This window comes from Ideonella azotifigens (genome assembly GCF_021043325.1).
In the GTDB taxonomy this organism is placed as follows: domain Bacteria; phylum Pseudomonadota; class Gammaproteobacteria; order Burkholderiales; family Burkholderiaceae_C; genus Ideonella; species Ideonella azotifigens.
The window spans coordinates 710,862-731,630 of the sequence record NZ_JAJNKD010000002.1; the positions used below are offsets into that span (position 1 = coordinate 710,862).

Annotated in this window: 19 protein-coding genes; 5 read left to right on the forward strand and 14 right to left on the reverse strand. The window is 69.6% G+C overall.

Annotation, left to right across the window (positions count from 1 at the left end):
* Nucleotides 1-185: 185 nt before the first annotated feature.
* The gene (locus LRH25_RS07875; protein WP_141289060.1) at nt 186-1,196 is read right to left on the reverse strand and encodes a sulfotransferase family protein; all 1,011 of its coding nucleotides are present in this window, start codon (nt 1,194-1,196) and stop codon (nt 186-188) included.
* A gap of 334 nt (nt 1,197-1,530) precedes the next feature.
* Here LRH25_RS07875 and LRH25_RS33025 point away from each other — a divergent pair, with 334 nt between their 5' ends.
* Complete coding sequence (locus LRH25_RS33025) at nt 1,531-3,084, forward strand: methyl-accepting chemotaxis protein (RefSeq protein ID WP_310742416.1); 1,554 nt, start codon at nt 1,531-1,533, stop codon at nt 3,082-3,084.
* Nucleotides 3,085-3,098: 14 nt separating this feature from the next.
* Here the strand turns inward: LRH25_RS33025 and LRH25_RS07890 are convergent, their stop codons facing one another.
* The 3 genes from LRH25_RS07890 to soxR form a co-directional block, all read right to left on the reverse strand.
* Nucleotides 3,099-4,238 (reverse strand): carbohydrate-binding protein, encoded by a 1,140-nt coding sequence (locus LRH25_RS07890; protein WP_141289621.1) that lies wholly within the window; start codon nt 4,236-4,238, stop codon nt 3,099-3,101.
* Nucleotides 4,239-4,429: 191 nt separating this feature from the next.
* Complete coding sequence (locus tag LRH25_RS07895; protein WP_141289620.1) at nt 4,430-6,796, reverse strand: fatty acid cis/trans isomerase; 2,367 nt, start codon at nt 6,794-6,796, stop codon at nt 4,430-4,432.
* Nucleotides 6,797-6,856: 60 nt separating this feature from the next.
* Complete coding sequence (gene soxR, locus LRH25_RS07900; protein ID WP_141289619.1) at nt 6,857-7,348, reverse strand: redox-sensitive transcriptional activator SoxR; 492 nt, start codon at nt 7,346-7,348, stop codon at nt 6,857-6,859.
* Between the two features lie 91 nt (nt 7,349-7,439).
* Between soxR and LRH25_RS07905 the strand changes: the two genes are divergently transcribed.
* Nucleotides 7,440-8,600, forward strand: a complete 1,161-nt coding sequence (locus LRH25_RS07905; protein WP_231010625.1) for a questin oxidase family protein — start codon at nt 7,440-7,442, stop codon at nt 8,598-8,600.
* A gap of 18 nt (nt 8,601-8,618) precedes the next feature.
* On the opposite strand, the gene LRH25_RS07910 is transcribed toward LRH25_RS07905, so the two are convergent.
* Nucleotides 8,619-9,332, reverse strand: a complete 714-nt coding sequence (locus tag LRH25_RS07910; protein ID WP_141289163.1) for a DNA helicase — start codon at nt 9,330-9,332, stop codon at nt 8,619-8,621.
* 201 nt (nt 9,333-9,533) lie between these two features.
* Between LRH25_RS07910 and LRH25_RS07915 the strand changes: the two genes are divergently transcribed.
* A complete protein-coding gene (locus LRH25_RS07915) occupies nt 9,534-10,262 on the forward strand; it encodes a type 1 glutamine amidotransferase (protein ID WP_141289161.1) in 729 nt (242 codons plus the stop codon).
* A 131-nt stretch (nt 10,263-10,393) separates the two neighbouring features.
* Nucleotides 10,394-10,768 carry a PspC domain-containing protein gene (locus LRH25_RS07920; protein ID WP_141289159.1) on the forward strand — a complete coding sequence of 125 codons (375 nt, stop codon included), beginning with the start codon at nt 10,394-10,396 and terminating at the stop codon, nt 10,766-10,768.
* A 246-nt stretch (nt 10,769-11,014) separates the two neighbouring features.
* On the opposite strand, the gene LRH25_RS07925 is transcribed toward LRH25_RS07920, so the two are convergent.
* The 8 genes from LRH25_RS07925 to LRH25_RS07960 all read right to left on the reverse strand — a co-directional run bounded on the left by LRH25_RS07925 (nt 11,015) and on the right by LRH25_RS07960 (nt 18,919).
* The gene (locus LRH25_RS07925; protein WP_141289157.1) at nt 11,015-11,794 is read right to left on the reverse strand and encodes an amino acid ABC transporter ATP-binding protein; all 780 of its coding nucleotides are present in this window, start codon (nt 11,792-11,794) and stop codon (nt 11,015-11,017) included.
* On the reverse strand, nt 11,778-12,431 hold the full coding sequence (locus LRH25_RS07930) for an amino acid ABC transporter permease (protein ID WP_141289155.1): 654 nt from the start codon (nt 12,429-12,431) through the stop codon (nt 11,778-11,780). Before LRH25_RS07930 ends, LRH25_RS07925 begins: the two co-directional genes overlap by 17 nt.
* Before the next feature lie 19 nt (nt 12,432-12,450).
* On the reverse strand, nt 12,451-13,107 hold the full coding sequence (locus LRH25_RS07935) for an amino acid ABC transporter permease (RefSeq protein WP_141289153.1): 657 nt from the start codon (nt 13,105-13,107) through the stop codon (nt 12,451-12,453).
* Between the two features lie 54 nt (nt 13,108-13,161).
* Nucleotides 13,162-13,962 (reverse strand): transporter substrate-binding domain-containing protein, encoded by an 801-nt coding sequence (locus LRH25_RS07940; protein WP_141289151.1) that lies wholly within the window; start codon nt 13,960-13,962, stop codon nt 13,162-13,164.
* On the reverse strand, nt 13,959-14,744 hold the full coding sequence (locus LRH25_RS07945; RefSeq protein ID WP_231010627.1) for a GntR family transcriptional regulator: 786 nt from the start codon (nt 14,742-14,744) through the stop codon (nt 13,959-13,961). The genes LRH25_RS07940 and LRH25_RS07945 overlap by 4 nt, the downstream gene beginning before the upstream one ends.
* A 123-nt stretch (nt 14,745-14,867) precedes the next feature.
* A complete protein-coding gene (locus tag LRH25_RS07950; RefSeq protein ID WP_231010637.1) occupies nt 14,868-16,982 on the reverse strand; it encodes a hybrid sensor histidine kinase/response regulator in 2,115 nt (704 codons plus the stop codon).
* Between the two features lie 117 nt (nt 16,983-17,099).
* A complete protein-coding gene (locus tag LRH25_RS07955) occupies nt 17,100-17,330 on the reverse strand; it encodes an ATP-binding protein (RefSeq protein ID WP_231010639.1) in 231 nt (76 codons plus the stop codon).
* Between the two features lie 47 nt (nt 17,331-17,377).
* Nucleotides 17,378-18,919 carry an MFS transporter gene (locus LRH25_RS07960; RefSeq protein ID WP_231010642.1) on the reverse strand — a complete coding sequence of 514 codons (1,542 nt, stop codon included), beginning with the start codon at nt 18,917-18,919 and terminating at the stop codon, nt 17,378-17,380.
* 115 nt (nt 18,920-19,034) lie between these two features.
* On the opposite strand from LRH25_RS07960, the gene LRH25_RS07965 reads away from it, so the two are divergent.
* A complete protein-coding gene (locus LRH25_RS07965; protein WP_231010644.1) occupies nt 19,035-19,925 on the forward strand; it encodes a LysR family transcriptional regulator in 891 nt (296 codons plus the stop codon).
* Nucleotides 19,926-19,931: 6 nt separating this feature from the next.
* Here the strand turns inward: LRH25_RS07965 and LRH25_RS07970 are convergent, their stop codons facing one another.
* Nucleotides 19,932-20,759 (reverse strand): AraC family transcriptional regulator, encoded by an 828-nt coding sequence (locus tag LRH25_RS07970; protein ID WP_231010646.1) that lies wholly within the window; start codon nt 20,757-20,759, stop codon nt 19,932-19,934.
* Between the last annotated feature and the right edge of the window lie 10 nt (nt 20,760-20,769).

The following is a 20,769-nucleotide window of genomic DNA, read 5'->3' on the forward strand; positions in this document are numbered from 1 at the left end:
TAAGAAGTGTCCGAAACTGCACCCTGAATCAATTCGATGAACTGCCCGCGGAAAGCCCCCGCTTTTCCGCGGATTGCGACTCTTGACAGGAGGGCGTGCCGCGTGCTCGAGTCGGCCGCCCTTCTGGGTGACTTTCTGCGCGACCTTCCGTGTGACCTTCCGCTTGAGGCTGCCCAGCCCGGCCGTCAGGCCGCGACCTTGCGGGCGCGGATGGCGGCCAGCAGGTCTTCCTGGGGCTTGCGGGCGGCCGCGTCTTCCGGCGACAGCTCTTCCTTGACGGCGGCCTTGCGGCGGCGGTTTTCGGCGTCCAGCGCGTCCAGCGCCGAGGCGTCGTAGCTGCGCACCGGTTCTTGCTTGCCGGCCACTTCGAGGTCGTAGCCCAGCTCGGTCAGCGAGCGGCCGGCGACCGACTCGAAGTCGATGATCTCGTCGCGCGACATGCTCTTGAGCCACTTCTTGGTATTGCTGGCCATCACCGGCTTGCGCACGTTGGCCCACATCTGGCCGGAGGCGGCCGTCTTGCTGGCTTCTTCGGACTGGTGGAAGTCCAGCATGCCGGGGTGGAACTCGATGCCCAGCCAGCGGCACAGCAGCTTCAACGTCGATTCCGAGTTGCTGGTCAGCTCTTCATATGAAAGCGCCAAATACTGCGAGGCCGGCACGCGGCGGCCACATTCCAGTGCCAGCTGCTGCTCCAGGTCCCACTGCCTGGCGACGTGGAAGGCGGTCTTCTCGCCGACCACAGCCTTCAGGAACGACAGGCACACATCGCGCCCGTCGCGGTACAGGTAGAGGTAACGGGCTTCGGCGCCGAAGTAGCGCTCGATCTCGGGCAGGAAGTGCACATTGGCCAGCGACTTGCACATCCAGTGCGGCTTGCCATTGGCCTCGGCCATGCGGTCCATCACCGCGCCGAAGATGGCGACCAGGCTGTTGTCGCGGCAGCGCGCGCGGATCTCGGTGCGGTCGAAGCTCACGCCCCAGGGCACCGGGTTGCGCTCGACCATGGTCACTGCATCGTCCACCAGGCGCGCGAAATTGGCCTCGTCGCGCAGGTCGCCGTAGGCCGGCAGCAGCGGCGTGAAACGCTCCATGAAATGCGGCGGGTGCGGGGCGGCGATCGAGGGCGCCTGGTTGACCATCAGGCGCAGCAGGTTGGAACCCGAACGCTGGGTGCCAATCATGAAAATCTTCATCGAGAAACTCCTTTGGGGGACGGTCCGCACCGTGTGTTCGGTATGCAGTGGGGGTGAGACGGTGCCGGGGCGATGACAGCCGGCGGCGTGAGGACTCCCCCGCTATCGGCCGCGCCAACGGCCCGTTGAGCGCAGGGGCAGCTGATGCGCGTGAAAAAACGCAAACGCTGCGGTGTGGCGTGAAGGACCGCCCCAGCTCTGCGGCGTGGCGGTCATGAAGGGTCGGAATCCCGACACATTCGCCAAATGGGGGCTTCACATCCGCCGCGCGGGACCGAAGACCCGGACAAGGCGCCGCATCAGGGGGCGCAAACGTTCTTCACCACGGCCCGCCATGAATCGCACCACTCTTGCTACCCGGCTCTATGCCGCCTTCGGCCTGCTGGCCGCGCTCCTCCTGCTGTGCGCCGGGCTGTCCTGGCGGCTGGCGTCCACCGCGTCGACCGCGCTGGCGGTCGAGCAAGAGGCCACGCTGGGCACCACGGCCATTGCCGACGCGCAGGCCGCCATCTGGGCCATGCGTCATGGCGTGGCGTACTACATGTCACCGATCGACGCCGAGACCCGCGCCAAGGTGGCTGCGGCCAGTCCCAAGCTGCGCACTGATTTCGAGCAGGCGATGGACGCGTTTGCCAGCAAGCCGCACAGCCCCGCGGTGCAGGCCAAGGTCAGCGAGCTGCGCGAGGCCTTCCCGCGTTATGCCGAGGCCCGCGTGGACCTGTTCAAGCTGCTGGAAGCTGACAAGATCGACGAGGCCACCGAGCTGCGCAAGACCCGCGCAAACCCGGCCGGCACGGCGGTCACCAAGGCCTTTGCCGAATTGATCGACCTGCAGCGCGAGGAGGTGAAAGACCGCAGCGGCGAAGGCGCAGGTGCGCTGGCCGCCGCGCGCACGCTGGCGCTGGCGCTTTGCGCGGCCGGCCTGGTGGCGGCGGTCATCGCCTCGTGGTGGGTGGTGCGCAGCACCATGCGCCAGCTGGGCGGCGACCCGGGCGACGTGACGCGTATCGTGCGCCGCATTGCCGACGGTGACCTGGACTCGCCAATGCCCGCCAATGTGCAGGCCGACAGCCTGCTGGGCGCGATGGGCGACATGCAGACGCGCCTGCGCCAGCTGGTCGGCCAGATCGAGCAGGCCAGTTCGTCCATCGCCACCGGCTCATCCGAGATTGCCAGCGGCAATGCGGACCTCAGCCAGCGCACCGAAGCCCAGGCCGGCCATGTGCAGCAGACGGCCAGCGCCATGTCGCAGCTGACCACCTCGGTGCAGACCAATGCCGACGCCGCGCGCCAGGCCACCGAGCTGGCCGGCGATGCCCGCGCCGTGGCAGAGCGCGGCGGCACCGCGGTCAACCAGGTCGTTGCGACCATGGGCGAGATCAGCAGCGCCAGCAAGCGCATTGCCGACATCACCGGCGTGATCGACGGCATTGCCTTCCAGACCAACATCCTGGCGCTGAACGCTGCCGTCGAAGCAGCGCGGGCCGGCGAGCAAGGCCGCGGCTTTGCGGTCGTCGCCACCGAGGTGCGCAGCCTGGCGCAGCGCAGCGCGGCGGCGGCCAAGGAGATCAAGAGCCTGATCGGCGCCAGCGTCGAACGCGTCGAGGCCGGCTCGGCCCAGGTCGACGCGGCCGGCCGGACGATGCAGGAAATCGTCACCCGCATCCAGCGCGTCAACGACCTGGCTTCGGAGATCAGCCACGCCACGTCCGAACAGCGCCACGACATTGAACGGGTCAGCAGCGCCATGATCCAGATCGACCAGACGACGCAGCAGAACAGCGCGCTGGTCGAGCAGTCCGCCGCGGCGGCCGAGAGCCTGAGGTGCCAGACCGAATCATTGGTCGGCGCGCTGGCTGGGTTCAAGAGGCAGCCAGCGCTGGCCTGAGGCTCACTTGCCGGTCACTGCACGATCTTCAGCCAGTTCAGGTTGAAGCCACCGGCCAGCGCCTTCACGGCGATCTGCTGCTGGCCCGCAGGCAGCTGCACCTGGTGCTGCACCGTGGTCCAGTTCTGCCAGCCGCCGGTGGCCGGCACCGCCACGCTGCCATAGACCGGCGCGCCGCCGGCCTTCTCCAGCTGGATCACGCCGCCGCCGCCGGGGCTGGCCACGCGGTACTGCAGCGTGTAGGTCCCGGCGCTGGGCACATTGACGTTCCAGACCATCCAGTCGTTGGCATCGATCCAGCCCACGTTCTGGCCGCCTTCCGAGCAGGCTTCGGTCTGCACCCCCGCCATGTTGGCGAAGTTCTCGGCTTCGACCTGCTGGCTGAAGCCGCCGGCCCCGGCCTGGTAGACGCGCACATAGTCCACGTACATCCTGGCCGGCATCGCGCCCTCGTCGATGTTGAAGCCCGGCCAGTTGCCGCCCACAGCGAGGTTCAGCAGCAGGAAGAAATCCTTCTGGAATTCCTCGGTGCCGTTCACCCCGTTGGTGATGTCGATCACGTGGTACTGCGTGCCGTCGACGAACCACTTGATGGTCTTCGCGTCCCACTCCACTGCGTAGACGTGATACCCCGTCACGTTCGCGCCGGTGTGGCCGCCGTACTGCGCGTGCCCGCCGCTCAGGTCCTGCCAGTGCACCGTGCCGTAGACGTCCGACTCGGCGTTGACGTGCTCCATGATGTCGATCTCGCCCGAGGCCGGCCAACCCACCGTGTTGATGTTGCTGCCCAGCGCCCAGAAGGCCGGCCACATGCCCAGCGACGAAGGCGCCTTGATGCGCGCCTCGATGCGCCCGAACTTGAAGCTCTTCTTGCCCTGCGTCTTCATGCGCGCCGAGGTGTAGCGGTAGCCGCCGTAGTCCTCGCGCTTGGCCGTGATCACCAGGTTGCCGTTTTCGATGGTGGCGTTTTCCTTGCGGTAGTACTCCAGCTCGTTGTTGCCCCAGCCCCCGCCACCGGTCTCGAACACCCAGTCCGGCCCGATGCTGCCGTTGAACTCGTCCTGCCATACCAGTTGCCAGTTCTGCGCCCAGGCCGCCTGGCCCAGCATCAGTCCCAGCGCTACACCCGCGACGCCTCGAAAGCTTTTGTTCATGTCTCGCCCCTCTGGTTTCAGCCCGCCGAAAAGCGGCCCGGCCCTGGGGTAGGAGGCATCTTCGCCCCGTGCCCCAGCGCTGCCGGCGATGCTATGCACTCAGCCGCCGTCAAGGGTTGATTCAGGATGCAAGAGCTGTCAGCTGGTCTGCAAAAGGTATTCGATTGGTTTTGTTGGGCTGCTACCGGGGTTCACCAGGCCCCCAGCCGGTTGTAGTCCAGCATGCCGGCGCCCAGCGGGTCGTCGTGGGCGTAGCGGCGGTGCAGGGTGTCGCTGAAGGCCCAGAAGTCGGGGTGGGTGCGGCGCACGGCCCAGCGGCGGGCGAGGCTGTCGAAGTCGGCCTTGGCGCGCAGTTGCTGCAGCGCGGTGGTCAGCGCGGGCAGGTCCGAGGCCTTCACGCGCAGCAAGACGTTGGGGTAGCTGCCGATCACGCCGGGGGCCAGGGTCAGCGTGTTCTCGGCCGGCAGCAGTTCCTTCTGCTCGCCCAGCAGGTGCGAGACGCTGGCGTGCGCGGTGTTGCGCAGCAGGGTCCAGGTGCTGGCGCTGCCGTCGGGCTGGTCGATCTGCAGCAGCGTCATCTCGGGCAACCACTGCAGCGACGCGCCTTGCAGCGTGGCCAGCGCTTGCAGCGGGGCACGCAGCGCGGCGGGGCTGTGGCGGGTCCAGTCGAAGCGGTGGTCCAGCACCGGTGCGAGGCGCTTCTTCAGCAGGTCGTAGAGCTCCTGCTGCGGGTTGGCGCTGGTGTAGTGGATGCCGCTTTCGAGCGGCAGCGTGGTGCCGGGCCCGCCGTAGACCTGCTCGCGCCCGCCCTCGCCCACGCCGCGGTACCAGTGGTTGCGCGTGGGGATGCGCTGGGCCTGGGGCAGCAGCGCGAGGAAGTTGAACTCGCCCTCGGCGCGCAGGTAGTCCATGTAGAGCCGCGAGTTCAGCTGGTGGCCCAGGTTGCCGTAGACGTCGTAGTTGGCCACCAGCAGGTAGTGGATGCGCTCCAGCAGCGGGTAGCCGATGACCCAGGCGGTCTTGGGCGATTCGCCGACAAAGCCTTTGACCACGCTGGCGCTGTCGAAGTGGCGGAAGACGGTCAGCGCGGCGTTGTCGTTGTGGCCCTCGCCGTCCCAGATCAGCTGCTCGGTGAGGTTCTCGGGCTTTTGCAGGGCCTCGGTGTATTGCGCGGTGCGGGCCTTCAGGTAGCCGCTTTCCAGCCGGCCGTAAGCCAGCCAGGCGACCAGCACATCGGTGTTGCTGCGGCCGGTGGGCAGGCTCATCAGCTTGACGTCCTGCTGCAGCAGCTTGGCCATCGCGTTGTCGTAGGCCTCGGACGGCGCCAGGAAGCTGACCCAGAACTGGTCCTCGATCACGTCCAGCGCGATCTGGCCGCGGCACACCGGGCCCTTGATGAAGCCCATGATGGTGAACTCGGCCTCGTCCAGCATGAAGCGGTAGCGCGCGCCCACCGGCAGCGCTGCGAAGGTGGCAAACGGGTTGGCCGCCGTGTCGGCGCTGTAGCCCGGCAACCGGTCCACCGTGTAGGGGGCGTCCAGGAACAGCGTGCGCCAGCGGGCCATGCGTTGCGCGTCCAGCCGGTACGGCATGTGGGTCTTCGCGACGAGGGTCTCGCGCTCCAGGTCCAGCCGGTAATAGACGCGCCCGACAGCCGGGTCGTCCACCGGCCGCGCCGTGGGGATCACCTTCAACGGCTGGCCCGGCGGCGTGGCCGAGCGCACCAGCTTGAAGAAGCGCTGCGGTGCTGCGCCATCGCCGTCGAAATACAGGTGGGCCAGGAACAGGTGCTCGTAGGCATAACGCGCGAAAAGCTGCGTCTTCAGCGCGTCGCCGTTGAAGAACTGCTCCCAGCGGGCGACCTGCTGCTGCGTGGCCGCTGGCAGCGGCGCCGGCGCTTCGGCTGGCGCGCCCTGTTCGATCCAGCGGGTCAGCACCCGGTGCTCGGCAGCCGGCAGGCCGGGCAGGCCATAAGGCATGCCGCCTTGCGGCAGGCTGCGTTCGTAGCCGTCCATCTCGGTGCCGGCGGGGCACATTGCGGCCCGGTCGGCCGACACGTCCAGCGCCGCCTGCTGGGCGGTTTCATCGGCTGATTCGGCCGGCCACGGGTGCTGCTGCTTGAGCATCAGCATGCGGTGCACCAGGCCCACGCTGCGGTTGGCCTCGGGCGTGCGGTCCTGCTCGTTGAGCACCGGGAAAAAGCCGCGCGTGCGCCACTCGGAGCTGAGCTGCGCGTCCACGTAGAGCCGCGAAGGTGGCGCGGCCAGCAGCCGCGTCGCGTCGTACACCGGGGTCTTGTTCGCGCCACGCGTCATGCCTTCCCAGCTGGTCGTCTTCAGCTGGCAGGGCGCGTCATAGCAGGCATGGCAGACCACGCAGCGCCGGTCCAGGATGGGCTGGACGGTCAGCGCATACGACTCGCCAGCGGGCGGCGGCGCCGGATGGTCGAAGCGGGTCGGGTCGGCGGGCCCGAAGCGCGGGTCCAGTGCGGGGGCGACCAGGGTGGCGCAGGCGGCGAGCAGGCTGATGGCGACCAGCAGGAAGACAAAACGGCGCATCGGGACCACAAGGCAAGGAGAAGGACGACGGGCCGCATCGTACAAAGCCCGGCGGCGGCTTCAGCGCCTGGGGTTGCGGGCTGGCGGCGGCCTGTCGCCAAGCAAATAGCGCGCCCCCTGGCCCTTGGCCGCAGCCTGGTCGCCCTGGTTGTACAGCCCGCAGGTCTTCAGCGACAGGCAGCCGCAGCCGATGCAGGAGGTGAGCTGGTCGCGCAGCCGGGTCATTTCGGCAATGCGGGCGTCCAGCAGCGTGCGCCAGTCGCGGCTGAGCTTTTCCCAGTCGGCCTTGGTGGGCGTGCGGTGCTCGGGCAGCGTGGCCAGCGCGGCGCGGATCTGCTCCAGCGTCAGGCCGATGCTTTGCGCCGCGCGGATGAAGGCAATGCGGCGCAGCTCGCTGCGCGGGTAACGCCGGTGGCCGGCGGCGCTGCGCTGGCTGCGCATCAAGCCCTCGGCCTCGTAGAAGCGCACGGCGCTGGGAGCGACGCCAGCGCGTTGCGCCAGCTCGCCGATGGTCAGCGGCGAACTGGCACTGAGGCGGATCGATTCGGGCATGCGCGTCATCCTCCGGATCAAAAAAGCTATTGACTTCAAGTTCACTTTAACTCCGAGCATGGCGACCATCGCATCAACAGGACGCCTCGCCATGCCGCTGCTCTCCTTCGCCGACCTGCCCGCCCGCCAAGCCCTGGCCACGCCCGCGCCTGTTCGCCGCCAGCGCCGCCCAGCCTTGCGCGAGCTGCTGGACCAAAGCCTGGCGCTGCCACCCGAAACCCGCAACGAGCTGAGCAGCCACATGCCGATGGCGCTGCATGCGCTCAGCGAGCTTGGCGCCAGCGATGCGCGTCTGCATGCCTTCTACGCGCACTACCTGCGTCGCTTCGAAGGTGCGCCGCCCGCACAGGCCTGGGTGCCCGCGCCAGTGGACTGGCCCGTCAGGCTGGGCGACTTCAGCGCCTTCGCCGGCCTGCGCACTGCGTTCACCGAGGCGCTGGCCGAACAGCGGCGGGACGCGGTGCTGAAGGCCGTGCTGCCGCGGCTGTGGCCTGGCGTTGCGGCGGCGGCCTTCCATGGGCCCATCCGCGTGGCGCACGCGGTCGAAGCTGCGCACGAAGGCGAGCTGGCCGCGGCGCTGGCGTATTGGGCCGCGCGCTGGCAGCCGCTGGCGCCGCCGGAGCCAGCGCCGCTGCACCTGCCGCTGCGCGACTGGTCGCGCCAACTGGCCGAGTCCGCGGCCGACTGGCGCAGCAGCGCGCCGCTGATCTCGCTGCGCATGGGCGCGGCCAGCGCCACGCCGGTCTATCGCCGCCTGGCCGGCGCGCTGGCACCGGCCGGGTCATTGACGGCGCGCTGGCAGCAACTGGTGACGCTGGCGCTGAACACCTACGCCGACAGCGGCAACTTCACCGTGCTGCACATGGTCACCGGGTTGCGCGCGGTGGACCTGCTGTCGCCCTGGCTGGCGGGCGCGGCCTCCGGGCGCCCCCAGGGCCGGGCGATGCCCAGCCCGCCCCCCGAGGGGGTCAAGGAAACTTGGGACGGCCCTGCGTTGCCTTGCGATGAAGCGGTGCTGGACCACGCCTTCACCGCCGCCTGGATGGCCGCGCGCCTGCCGGCGATGGATCCGCTGGGCTCGCGCAGCGTCCCTCGGCCGGCGGCCGAGTGGCCGGCACTGGTCGCGGCGGCCATCGCGTCGGATGACGACCATGTGATCAAGCTGGTGCACGCCTGTGTGCGCCTGTCGCCGCTGGTGGGCGACGACCGGCTGTGCCGCGAGGCGGCCACGCGGGCGACGCGTGCGGCCTGACCCGGGTTCAACTGCCGCTCAACTCCCCATCAGCAGCTGCATCTTGCCGTTGTGCAGGAAGCAGGCCTTGCTGAACAGCGACAGGTCCACCGGGTTGGGCAGGCGCACGTCGTCCAGGTCCGGGCAAGGCCGGCCGGCGGCTTCGTAGTCGCGGCGGATCTGCGACAGGCAAACGACGATGGCCTGGCGCGCCTGCGCAAAGGCCTTCAGCGTGCGCACCTGCTGGTCCAGCGGCGGGTGCTCGCGCGGCTGGTCCAGCAACTGCAGGTAGTCGATCACCGCCAGCGTGCGCGGTGGTGCGTCGGCCAGGCGCGTGGCGATGTGCTCGGCCGAAATCCGCTCGGACAGGTCGAGCACGAAGCGCGCGCCGAAGTCGGCCAGTTCATGGCCCAGCTGGCCGAAGCAGCGGGCCACGTCGGCCGCGGTGAATTCCATGGTGAACAGCGCCGCGTGTTGCCGCTGCTGCATGGCCTCTATCGCCAGGCCGATGGCCAGCAGCGTCTTGCCCTGGCCGGGGCGGGAACCGACCAGCACCAGGTCGCCGGGCTGCAGCTGCGCGAACAGCGCGGCACCGGGCGACTCGGGTTGCCAGCGCGCCGCCAGGTGGCTCCAGGCCTTGAAACCTTCGCGCGCCGCGATGCGGTCCAGCGCGGCATGCAGGCGGATGTTTTCCTGGCGAGACAAGGCCTTGGCCTGCTGCTTCAGGACGTGGATGGGCGCTGAGAGCTTCATGAGGGATCACCTTCGATGGGCGGCCGTCTTCGCGTCCCTCCTTGCGCGACCGGCCGGATCAAAGGCCATGGGTGTGCGCCAGCCCTGCATGTGAAATGCTGCCCCGTCTGGAGGGTGGGAGGCACGGGCGGTGTGCCTGGGGTGGAATGGTAGCGCGGCGGTCGCCGTAGCATCGGGCCCCCGAATTGCTTTGCGGTCCCCATGTCCTCGCCGTCCCGCCCTCGCCTGCTCATCGTGCAACCCATGGCCGACGACGGACCTGCCTACCTCGCCCGGTGGTTGCAGCAGTCGGGCCTCTCGTTTGACTTGGCCAGCGTGGCTGCAGGCGACGAAGTGCCGGCCTCGGCCGAACCGTATGACGCGATCGCGATGCTGGGCGGCGCGATGAGCGTCAACGACAACCTGCCTTTCCTCGCGCGCGCCGAAGCGCTGCTGCGCGATGCCGTGGCGCGCGGCCGACCGGTGCTGGGCCATTGCCTGGGCGGCCAGATGCTGGCCAAGGCACTTGGCGCGCCAACGACCGACAACCTGGTGCCCGAATTCGGCTGGACGCACATCACGCCAACCGGGACGCCGCTGGCGCAGGGCTGGTTCGGCCGCGGCACGCCGCTGCCGGTCTACCAGTGGCACTTCCAGACCTTTGCCCTGCCCGCAGGCGCCACGCTGCTGGCCGGCAATGCCGCCTGCCCGCACCAGGCCTTCGCTTTCGGCCCGCACCTGGGCATGCAGTTCCACATCGAGGTGGACGCCGAGAAGCTGAACCGCTGGTGCAGCGAAGCGCCGAAAGATGGCGACCCGCTGCGGCAGCACGCGACGGTGCAGGGCGAAGCAGCGATGCGGGCCGACACCACGCGCTTCCTGGCCGACAGCCAGGCTACCGCCGCGCACATTTATGCACGCTGGCTGGCGCTGGCGGGTCTGTCGAGCTGAGCCCGGCGCCGCTTCGTCGCGCGCACCGGCCAGTCCGTCGGACCCTGCCGCCATCGGTCACATCCGGCGGACACCGGCAGCGCCGAAGCCTAAGCTTCAGTCATTCCCTCTCCACGGCCCAGGAGGCTGACATGACTGAAAGCGAACAACTGAACCAGCTTGGCGAACTGCACCGCAGCGGGGTGCTGAGCGACGAGGAATTTGCCCGCGCCAAGGCCCGTGTGCTGGCCGGCAACGCGCAGCACACGCCCAGTGGCTCGCCCATCGTCGACGCGGTCAACGGCCTGCGCCGCAGCCGCGATGACCGTTGGGTTGGCGGCGTCTGCGGTGGCCTGGCGATGTCCACCGGCCTGGCCGCCTGGGCCTGGCGCCTGCTGTTCGTGCTGCTGTTCGTCTGCGGCGGCACCGGCCTGCTGGTCTACCTGCTGATGTGGTGGCTGGTGCCGCTGGCGCCGTCCATGTACATGAGCTCAGGCAGCGGTGGCAACTTCACGATGCGGAGTTGAGTGGGCGGGGAAAAAGAGGTTTCTCTTTTCCCATTCGCCCTGAGCACCCCCAACCCGTTCGCCCTGAGCCTGTCGAAGGGCCTGTGCGGCGCCAGGTTGGATGCCAATCAAAGAAGGCTTCGACAGGCTCAGCCCGAACGGGGAGAGGTGTCGTGTTTTCCGTTCACCCTGAGCTTGTCGAAGGGCCAGGGCTTCGACAAGCTCAGCCCGAACGGTGTAGATGCTCAGCCCGAACGGCAAATCGGTTCAATCGTGCAACGAAGACAGGAACTGCTGCAGTTCCGGCGTCTTCGGGCTGCCGAACAAATCCGCCGGCGGGCCCATCTCGTGCACCCGCCCCTGGTGCATGAAGATCACGCGGTCGCTGACCTTGCGGGCGAAGCTCATTTCGTGCGTGACCATCAGCAGCGTCATGCCCTCGTCGGCCAGGCTCTCGACCACGCGCAGCACCTCGCCCACCAGCTCAGGGTCCAGTGCCGAGGTGATCTCGTCGCACAGCAGCACGGCCGGCTCCATCGCCAGCGCACGGGCAATCGCCACGCGCTGCTGCTGGCCGCCGGAGAGCTGCTCGGGCATTGCGTCGAACTTCTCGGCCAGGCCCACGCGGGTCAGCAGCTTCTTCGCCTGCGCTTCGGCGTCCGCGCCGCTGCGCTTTTTCACCAGCGTGGGCGCCAGCATCACGTTGCGGCCCACGCTGAGGTGCGGGAACAGGTTGAAGCCCTGGAAGATCATGCCCACGCGCTGGCGCAGCGCGCGCATGGCCATCGCGCTTTCGTGCAGCAGCGGCTTGCCGTCCACCGTCAGCGAGCCGTCCTGGAATTCCTCCAGGCCATTGATGCACCTCAAAAGCGTGCTCTTTCCCGAGCCGCTCTTGCCGATGATGCAGACCACCTCGCCGCGCAGCACGTCCAGGTCAATGCCCTTGAGCACCTCGTTCGTGCCGAAGGACTTGCGCAGCGCGGTGATGCGCACCACGGGCGCGCCCACGGCAGTGGTCGTCTCGGTCGTCTCAAGCACGGCTGACATTCGTCTTCCTTTCGAGGTTTTTCGCGAACAGGCTGATCGGGAAGCACAGCGCGAAATAGAACAGCGCCACGCAGGCAAACACGGTGAACGGGCGGAAGGTGACGTTGGCGATCATCGAGCCGGCCTTGGTCAGCTCCACGAAGCCGATCACCGAGGCCAGCGCCGTGCCCTTGATGACCTGCACCAGGAAACCGACGGTGGGCGCGGTGGCGATCTTCACCGCCTGCGGCAGGATCACGTGGCGCATCTGCTCGCCAAACGACAAGGCCAGGCTGGTCGACGCTTCCCACTGGCCCTTGGGAATGGACGCTACACAGCCGCGCCAGATCTCCGTCAGGTAGGCGCTGGTGTAGAGCGTGAGGGCCAGCGCGGCAGCGGTCCATGGCGACACGTCCAGCCCCAGCAGCCCGAGGCCGAAGTAGCCGAGGAAGAGCTGCATCAGCAGCGGTGTGCCCTGGAAGACCTGCACATAGCCGGCGATGAAGTGCTGCGCCACCTTGCCGCCGCGCAACCGCAGCGCCAGCAACGCCGCGCCGACCACGCTGCCGCCGACAAAGGCGATCAGCGACAGCACCACGGTCCAGCGCACCGCCAGCAGCAGGTTGCGCACGATGTCCCAGGAAGTGAATTCGGTCATGCGGATATGTCCTTCTTCTTCACTTGCCGAACAGGAAGCGCGGGCCAAGCCAGTTGAACAAACGCCGCGCCAGGATGGCCAGTGCCAGGTAGGCCAGCGTGGCGATGATGTAGGCCTCGAAGGCGCGGAAGTTGCGGCTCTGGATCAGGTTGGCCGCGTAGCTCAGCTCCTCGACCGAGATCTGCCCGCAAACGGCCGAGCCCAGCATCACGATGATGATCTGGCTCACCATCGCCGGCCAGACCTTCTTCAGCGCCGGCGGCAGCACCACGCGCCAGAAGACCTGCGCCGGGCTGAGCGCCAGGCTCACCGCGGCTTCCATCTGCCCGCGCGGCGTGGCCTGCAGCCCGGCGCGGATGATCTCGGTCGCATAGGCACCGAGGTTCAGCACCATCGCGATCAGCGAGGCGGTGATCGGCGTCAGCATCACGCCCGCGGCCGGCAGGCCGAAGAAGATGAAGAACAGCTGCACGATGAAGGGCGTGTTGCGGATCAGCTCCACGTACACGCCCACGGCCCAGCGCAGCGGCGCCGGCCCCCAGGCACGGGCCCAGGCGCCGCCAATGCCTACCGCCATGCCGACGAGGGTGGCGACGACGGTGAGGCCCAGCGTCCAGGCCAGGCCCTGGAGCAGCAGCGGCCATTCGGCCAGCACGGCCCAGAAGTCGAAGGTCATGCGAAAACTCCGGTGAAGGAACGCAGGGCCGGAAGGTGATAAAGAAGTGCCTGTTTACAGAGGCAAGTCACCCGCGGTCTTGCCGAGCCACTTCTTGGACATCGCGTCCAGCGTGCCGTCCTTCTTCGCGGCGGCGATGATCTCGTTGACCTTGGCCTTCAGCGCGTCTTCGCCCTTGGCGATGCCGACGAAGCACGGACTGTCCTTGAGCAGCAGCTTGAACTCGGCGCCGGCCTGCGGGTTGCGGCGGATCATCTCGGCGGCCACCGCACCGCTCATTGCGATGGTCTGCGTCTGGCCGGCGATGAAGGCGGCCATGGTGGCGTTGTTGTCCTCGAAGCGGCGGAAGTCCACGTTGGACGGCGCAACCTTGTTCAGCTCCTGGTCCTCCATCGCGCCGCGGGTCACGGCCACGGTCTTGCCCGAAAGGTCGGCGAAGGAGGTGAGCTTGAGCTTCTTCGGTGCGAACACGCCCTGGAAGAACGGCGCGTAGGCGGCGGTGAAGTCGATCACCTTCTCGCGCTCGGCGTTCTTGCCCAGCGTGGAGATCACCAGGTCGGCCTTCTTGGTCTGCAGGTAGGGGATGCGGTTGGCGCTGGTCACCGGCACCAGCTCGACCTTCACGCCCAGCTTGGTGGCGATCAGCCGTGCCATGTCCACGTCCAGGCCCTGCGGCGCCATGTCGGGGCCGACAAAGCCGTAGGGCGGGTAGTCGGTCGGGATCGCGACCTTCAGCGTCTTGGACTTCTGGATGTTCTCCAGCGCGCTCTGGGCCTGGGCGGCACCGGCGGCGGCCAGCAGGGCGGCCGCGGTCAGGGCGGTGGTGAACAGGCGCTTGGACAGCGAATGAGTCATAACAGGGCTCCGAGGTAAGGGGAGGGATCGTCGGTGGGGGTGTCGGTTGATGCGTTCGCTGCGGGCTTGGCCTTGCGACGGCGCGGGGCCGGGGCGGGCTGGGTCTGTTGCAGTGGGGCCAGGGCCTGGCGCAGCTGGGCCAGCGGGTCGTGTTCGTCGTCGCTGGCGCGCAAGGCGTCCTGCACGGTGCCGATGTGCGCGGCCATCAGGGTTTCGGCCTCGGCGGCGTCGCCGCGCGCCAGCGCCTCGACGATGCGCACATGGTCCTCGCAGGACTCGGCTGCGTCGTGCTGCGACTGGTAGAGCATCGCGATCAGCGTGGTGCGGGCGGTGAAGTCGCGCAGCGTGTCGGCCAGCAGCGAGTTGCCCAGGCATTCGGCCAGGCAGACGTGGAAGTCGCCCAGCAGGAAGCTGCGCGCACCGACGTCGTCGCCCTTTAGCGCGGCCTTCTCGCGCTGCACGTGGGCGCGCAGCTTGCGCAGCGCCGCGGCGTCCATGCGGCCGGTGCTGCTGCGGATCAGGCCGACCTCGATCACCCGCCGCGCCTCGAAGGCCTCGCGCGCCTCGTCCTGCGAGGGTTCGATGACGTACCAGCCGCGCCGCGCGCTCACCGTCACGATGCCGCGCGCGGCCAGCCGCGTCAGCGCCTCGCGCACCACGGTGCGGCTGCAGTCGAACAGCAGGGCCAGCTGCTGCTCGCCCAGCCGCGAACCGGGCGCCAGCTTCTGCGCCATCACCGCTTCGACGATGCGTGCACTGATTTCGGACGGGGAGATGGCCATGCCAGGCTTGTATGCACACCCCGTGCCAACTTGTATGCAAGCTTTGCGCACGGGTTTGGTGTGGCCGGCGCCACCTCGGCGTGCGCAGGCCCGGCGACGGTGCGCTGCGGCGGGCCGGGCGGATCAGGCAGCGCTAGCGCTGGGGGCAGTGCGCAGCGGGCGCAGCAGCCGAAGCACGTCGGCAGTGAAGCGCAGGAAGTCCAGCGGCTTGGTCCAGTAGTCCGTTGCGCCGCCCGCCAGCGCCGCGGCCACTTCGTCGGGCATGGCGCTGGCGGACAGCGCCACCACCGGCAGCTGGCAGGTCTCGGCGCTGCTGCGCAGCGTGTGCAGCAGTGCCAGGCCATCCATGTCGGGCAGGTGCATGTCCAGCAACACCAGGTCCGGCTGCAGCGTGCGTGCCATGGCCAGGCCGCTGGCACCGTCTTCGGCCTGCACCAGCCGCACCTGGGGCCAGCGGGCCAGCATCTGCTCGACGAGCTGGCCGTTGACCGGGTTGTCCTCGATGTAAAGCACCACGCCGGCTGGCTGGTGGGCGCTTGCGGGCTGCTCCGCAACCGCGTCTTCGACGCGGCCAGGCTCGGCTTCGGGGCCGGAGGCGGCGGCAGGCCGCCAGGGCAGCGTCAGGCAGGCTCGGGTGCCCACGCCGGCCTCGCTGTCCAGCGACAGCTGCCCCTGCATCAGCTGCACGAGCTGGCGCGTCAGGGCCAGGCCGATGCCGGCGCCTTCGATGCCGCCGCGCTCGCGGCCCAGGCGATTGAAAGGCTCGTAGAGGTGGGCCAGCTGGTCGCGCGTCATGCCCAGCCCGGTGTCGATGACCTCGACGATCACCTGGCCGTCCTCGGCCCTTGCGCTGAGCTGCACCGTGCCGGCGGGGCGGTTGTACTTGAAGGCATTGGACAGCAGGTTGATCAGCACCTGGCGCAGCCGGATAGGGTCGGCCTGCACCCATAGCGGGGCCTGGTCCTTGTACGGCGTGGCGATGCTCACGGCCAGCGTGCCGGCCTGCGGCGAGGTCATGCGCAAGGCGTCGTCGAGCAAGGGCTGCAGCGCCGTCGGCCGGGCGTCCACGCGCAAGTGGCCGGTCTCGATGCGGGAGACGTCCAGCACGTCGTTGATCAGCGCCAGCAAGTGCCAGCCGGCGTCACAGATGTGGGACACCTGCGTTTGCTGGCGCGGCGAGAGCTGCTCGGGCGCGTCGGCCTGCAGCAGCTGGGCAAAGCCGAGCACCGCGTGCAGCGGCGTGCGCAGCTCGTGGCTCATGCGCGAGAGGAATTCGGTCTTGGCGCGGCTGGCGGCCCTGGCCTGGTCGAGTGCGTCGCGTGCCTGCTCGGCCTCGCGCAGGGCGCTCAGGTCCAGGCTCATCGTGATGTGGCAGGGCTCACCCATGAACTCGATGGCCTCGGCATTGATCAGCTCCGGCAGCACCGTTCCGGCGCGGTCCAGCGAGGTGGTGATCAGGTTGCGCACACGGCCTTGCTGGCGCATCTCTTCGTAGAAGCGCGCGCGGCCCTCGGCCACCACGCCAATGCCGAGCGAGGAAAAGGTGCGCCCCATCAGCTCTTCGCGCGTCACCCCGTAGCGCTGGAAACAAGCCTCGTTGGCGTCCATCACCCGCCGGTCGATCATCGAGAGGATGGCGCCCGGCAGCGGTGCCAGGTGGAACAGCCGGCTGAAACGCTCGAAGCCTTCCTCGGCCTGGCGCAGCGCCGCCACCAGCGCGGCTTCGCGGTCGATGTGCTCCAGCGCAAACGCCACGCCGCCGACCATCTCGGTCAGCAGCTGCATCAAGGCCTCGGTGAAAAAACCGGTCTCGTCGGCCGACAGCATCAGCACGCCAATCACCTTGCCGCCGCGCCGCACCGGCACCCAGGCCATCGCCCGCACGCCATGGCGCAGTGCCAGCTCGCGCCATGCGGCGGCACGCGGGTCGTTGGCATAGTCATGGCTGACCAGCGGCAGGCCGTCGCGCATGGCCGCAACCGTGTACGACTGTTGCGCCGCCGGGGTGCTCATGTCCCAGGGCTGCGGCACATCGGCCAGGAATTCGTCGGCCGGGCCGGCCGAGGCGGCACGCACGGCATGGTGGCCTTCGCGCAGGTACAGGCAGGCCATCTGCGCATGGCCGGTGTCCACGCAGGCACGGCACATCTCGGTGAACAGCGTCTGCGCATCCCGCTCGCGCACCATCAGCTGGCTGATGCGAGACAGCGCAAGGTAGAAGCGGTACAGGCGTTCCATGCAGGCTCGAAGAGGCCCGGCCAAGGCTCGTGCCGGGCCGGGGCCGCGGCGCCGTGCCATCTTGCCCCAGCGGCGGGTGGGCCGCAATGCGGAAAGAGCGCCCCCCAGCCGTGCCGGTCAGCCCTTGGCGCTGGCCATGCGGATCGCATCAAACGGACAGCGCCGCTGGCAGATTGCGCAGCCGGTGCAGCCGGCTGCGTCGTGCAGCACCGCATGCTTCGGGCCGAAGCCGCGTGGGTCGGGCGTGTCCAGCCACAGCACCTTGGGCGGGCAGGCGGCAATGCAGCGGCCGCAGCCGGTGCAGGCGGTGGGGTCGATGGCGGGCAGGGGCGGGGCTGGGCGTGGCATGGGCGGCGGCGTGGCCTCTTGCGTGGCCTCTTTGTACCGCGTTCGGCTCAGGGCGGTGAGGCGGGCCCGCGCAGCGGGCGGGCCTGGTCTGCGCGGCAGCCGTGCCGCAGCGAGAGGAAGACGACCGCTGCCGTCAGCAGCGTGATGCTTGAGAGCCCCAGCAGCAGCCAGGAAAAGGCCTGTTCGTAGGCCCGGGCCAGCGCCTGGGCGGACAGGCCCGGCGCGAGCGCGGCGGCGGCCTGCAGCCGGCCCCCGGCGAGCTGCTGGGCGACCGCAGCCATGGGTTCGCCTGCCGGCAACTGCATGCGGACCAGCCCGGCCAGCGCCGTGCCCACCAGCGCCAGCGCCACGCCTTCGCCGGCCACCCGCGTGGTGCTGAAGATGCCGGCCGCCATGCCGGCCCGCTCGCGCGGCACCACGCTGAGCGCCAGCCCGTCCATCAGGCCCCAGGGCAGGCTGATGCCGGCGCCGATCAACGCCATCGCGACCAGGGCCTGTGCGCCTGTCGCATGCGCCAGCCAGAACAGCCCGCCGGCCGCGCCGAGCAAGCCGGCGCCGCACAGCGTGGCCGGCGCGAACCACCGCGTCAGCGCACCGGCGGCGATGGGCAGCACCATCAGCGGGGCGGACAGCGCCGCCATGCGCCAGCCGGCTACGGCGGGCGAGGCGCCTTCGATGCCGGCAAAGCGCGCCGGCAACAGCACCAGCAGCACCACGTAGGCATAGGCTGGCGCGGCGGCCAGGCATTGCACGCCGATGAAACGCCGGTAGCGCAGCAGCGACAGGTCGAGCATCGGCTGCGGGGCGCGGTGCTCGGTGCGCACGAACGCGGCGAACAGCAGCGCTGCAGTGAGCAGCCCGAGGGCGACCGGCGCATTGGCCCAGCCCCGTGCGGCGGCCTGCAGCACGGCGCAGGTCAGCGCCGTGAGCGCCAGTGTGAAGCTGGTGGCACCGCGCCAGTCGAAGGCACCGGCCTGCGGCGTGCGCGACTCGCGCAAGGTGCCGGCACCCAGCCCGGCGGCCAGCGCGGCCATCGCGATCACCAGCGCGAAAATGGCACGCCAGCCGAAGGCCGTGGCCAGTTGGCCTGCCGCCACCGGGCCCAGCACCAGGCCCAGGCCGAAGCTGGTGCCCAGCCAGCTGAAGGCGCGGGTGTGCGCAGGCCCGTCGAAGGCCTGTGCCAGCAGCGCGGCGCCGCCGGCGAAGATCGCCGCGCTGGCCAGCCCCTGCAGCGCGCGCAGCAGATCGAAGCACCACAGCGACGGCGCTGCGGCCAGCGCAGCCGAGCTGCCGACGAACAGTGCCAGCCCGGAGCGGAAGACCCGCCGCCGGCCGAGCCGGTCGGCCAGTGCACCGGCCGCCATCAGGCTGCTGCCGAAGGCCAGCATGAAGGCATTCGTGACCCAGGCCAGTGCGATGGGGCTGGCGGCAAAGCTGTCGGCAATGTCGCCGAGCGCCACGGCCGGGCCGGTGAACGTCATCGGCATGGCCGCGCAGGCCAGGCATACGGCGGCCAGCGTGCGGGCCTGGCGGCGGGGCTCGGCGCGGGCGTCGGGATGAGCGGCGGTGCAAGCATGGGAGGGCGACATGGGAATGGGGTGAAACGAAGTTCAGGCTGGTTTCACGATAGAACTTCACGCCCAGCCGATAAACAGGCCGAAAATCCATTCATTCAGGAAAAATTGGCCGCAATCGGCTGCCCGCATGGACAAACTCACCGGCCTGATCGCCTTCGTCCGCACCGCCGATCTCGGCAGCTTCGTTGCCGCCGGCAGGGCGCTGGAGGTGTCCGCCTCGGCGGTCGGCAAGGCGGTGGTCCGGCTGGAGCAGGAGCTGGGCGTCCGGCTCCTGCAGCGCAGCACCCGTCGCGTGTCGCTGACCGAGGAGGGTCGGCTGTTCCACGAGCGCTGCCGCCGCATCCTGGACGACCTGGAAGACGCGCAGGCCATGCTGTCGGCCGCCATGCAGCAGCCGCGGGGCCGCCTGCGCGTCAGCGCACCGGTGGTCACCTACCACTTGCTGCTGCCCTTGTTGCCCGAGTTCCTGGCGCAGCATCCGGCGGTGGAGCTGGAGGTGGACTTCAACGACCGCCTGGTGGACCTGATCGATGACGGTGTGGACGTGGCGTTGCGCAGCGGCGTGCTGCCCGATTCGCGGCTGGTCAGCCGGCCGTTGCGGCCCTACCGCCCGCTGCTGTGCGCCTCGCCGGCCTACCTGGCGCAGCGCGGCGTGCCGGGCAGCGTGCAGGCGCTGGCCGAGCACGACGGCATCCGTTTTCGCGAGCCGAACGCCGGCAAGCTGCAGGAGTGGACGCTGGGGGATGGCACGGCGGACGCCGGCGTGCATCTGCGCCGCACCCTGGTGTTCAACAACATGGAGGCGGTGCGCGGCGCGGCGCTGGGTGGCCTGGGCATTGGCCACATGCCGGACTTCCTGATCCGCGAGCCGCTGGCGCATGGCGCGCTGCTCACCGTGCTTGAACACGAGACGCCACCCGGCGGTCGCTTCCATGCCGTGTGGCCCAGCAGCCGCCACCTGTCGCCCAAGGTCCGTGCCTTCGTGGATTTCCTGGGTCAGCGGCTGGCGGGCGACTGAGCCGCTTCAGCGGGCCGCGAACATCTGCGCCGGCGTCACGCCGAATTCGGCGCTGAAGGCGGTGATGAAGGCCGAGGCCGAGGCGTAGCCGCTGTCCAGCGCCACGCCGGCCACCTTGTCGCCTGCGGCCAGCGGCGAGAGCGCCAGCAGCAGGCGCAGCCGGCGGCGCCAGGCGCCGGGCGCAAGCCCGGTCTGCTGCTGGAACAGCCGCACCAGCGAGCGCTCGCTGATGCCGATCTCCTGCGCCCATCCGGCCCAGGTGCGCAGGTCGGCCGGCTGGGCCTGCAGCGCGGCGCACAGGCGCAAGAGGCGCTTGTCGGTCGGCAGCGGCAAGGCCATCACCGCCGGGCGGGCCTGGGCCAGCTGGTCCAGCAGCACCTGCACCAGCCGGCCCTCGGCGCCGGCTTCGTCGTACAGCTCGGGCAGTGCGCAGACGGCCAGGATCAGCTCGCGCAGCAGCGGGTCGATTTCCAGCACGCGGCAATCGCCTGGCATGCCGTGGCCTGGGCTGGCCACGTACAGGCTGCGCATCTCGGCCGGCCCGGTGTTGACGACGGTGTGCGGCAGGCCGGCCGGCACCCACACCGCGCGCTCCGGCGGCGCGATGAAGTGGCCCGCCGCGGTGTGCACCTGCAGCACGCCCTGGCTGGCATAGGAGAGCTGGCCCCAGGGGTGGCTGTGCTCGGCCGACCAGGCGCCGGCCGGCAGCGTCTCGACACGCGCCAGCACCGCGCGCGGCAGCCTGGGCAGGCGCGGCACGCTGCGCTCGGCCTGCGGGCGGCCGGTGGGCAGCGTGGCGGAGAAAGAGGGGGCAGTTTGGCGGTTCGGCGGCATGGCTTGGCGG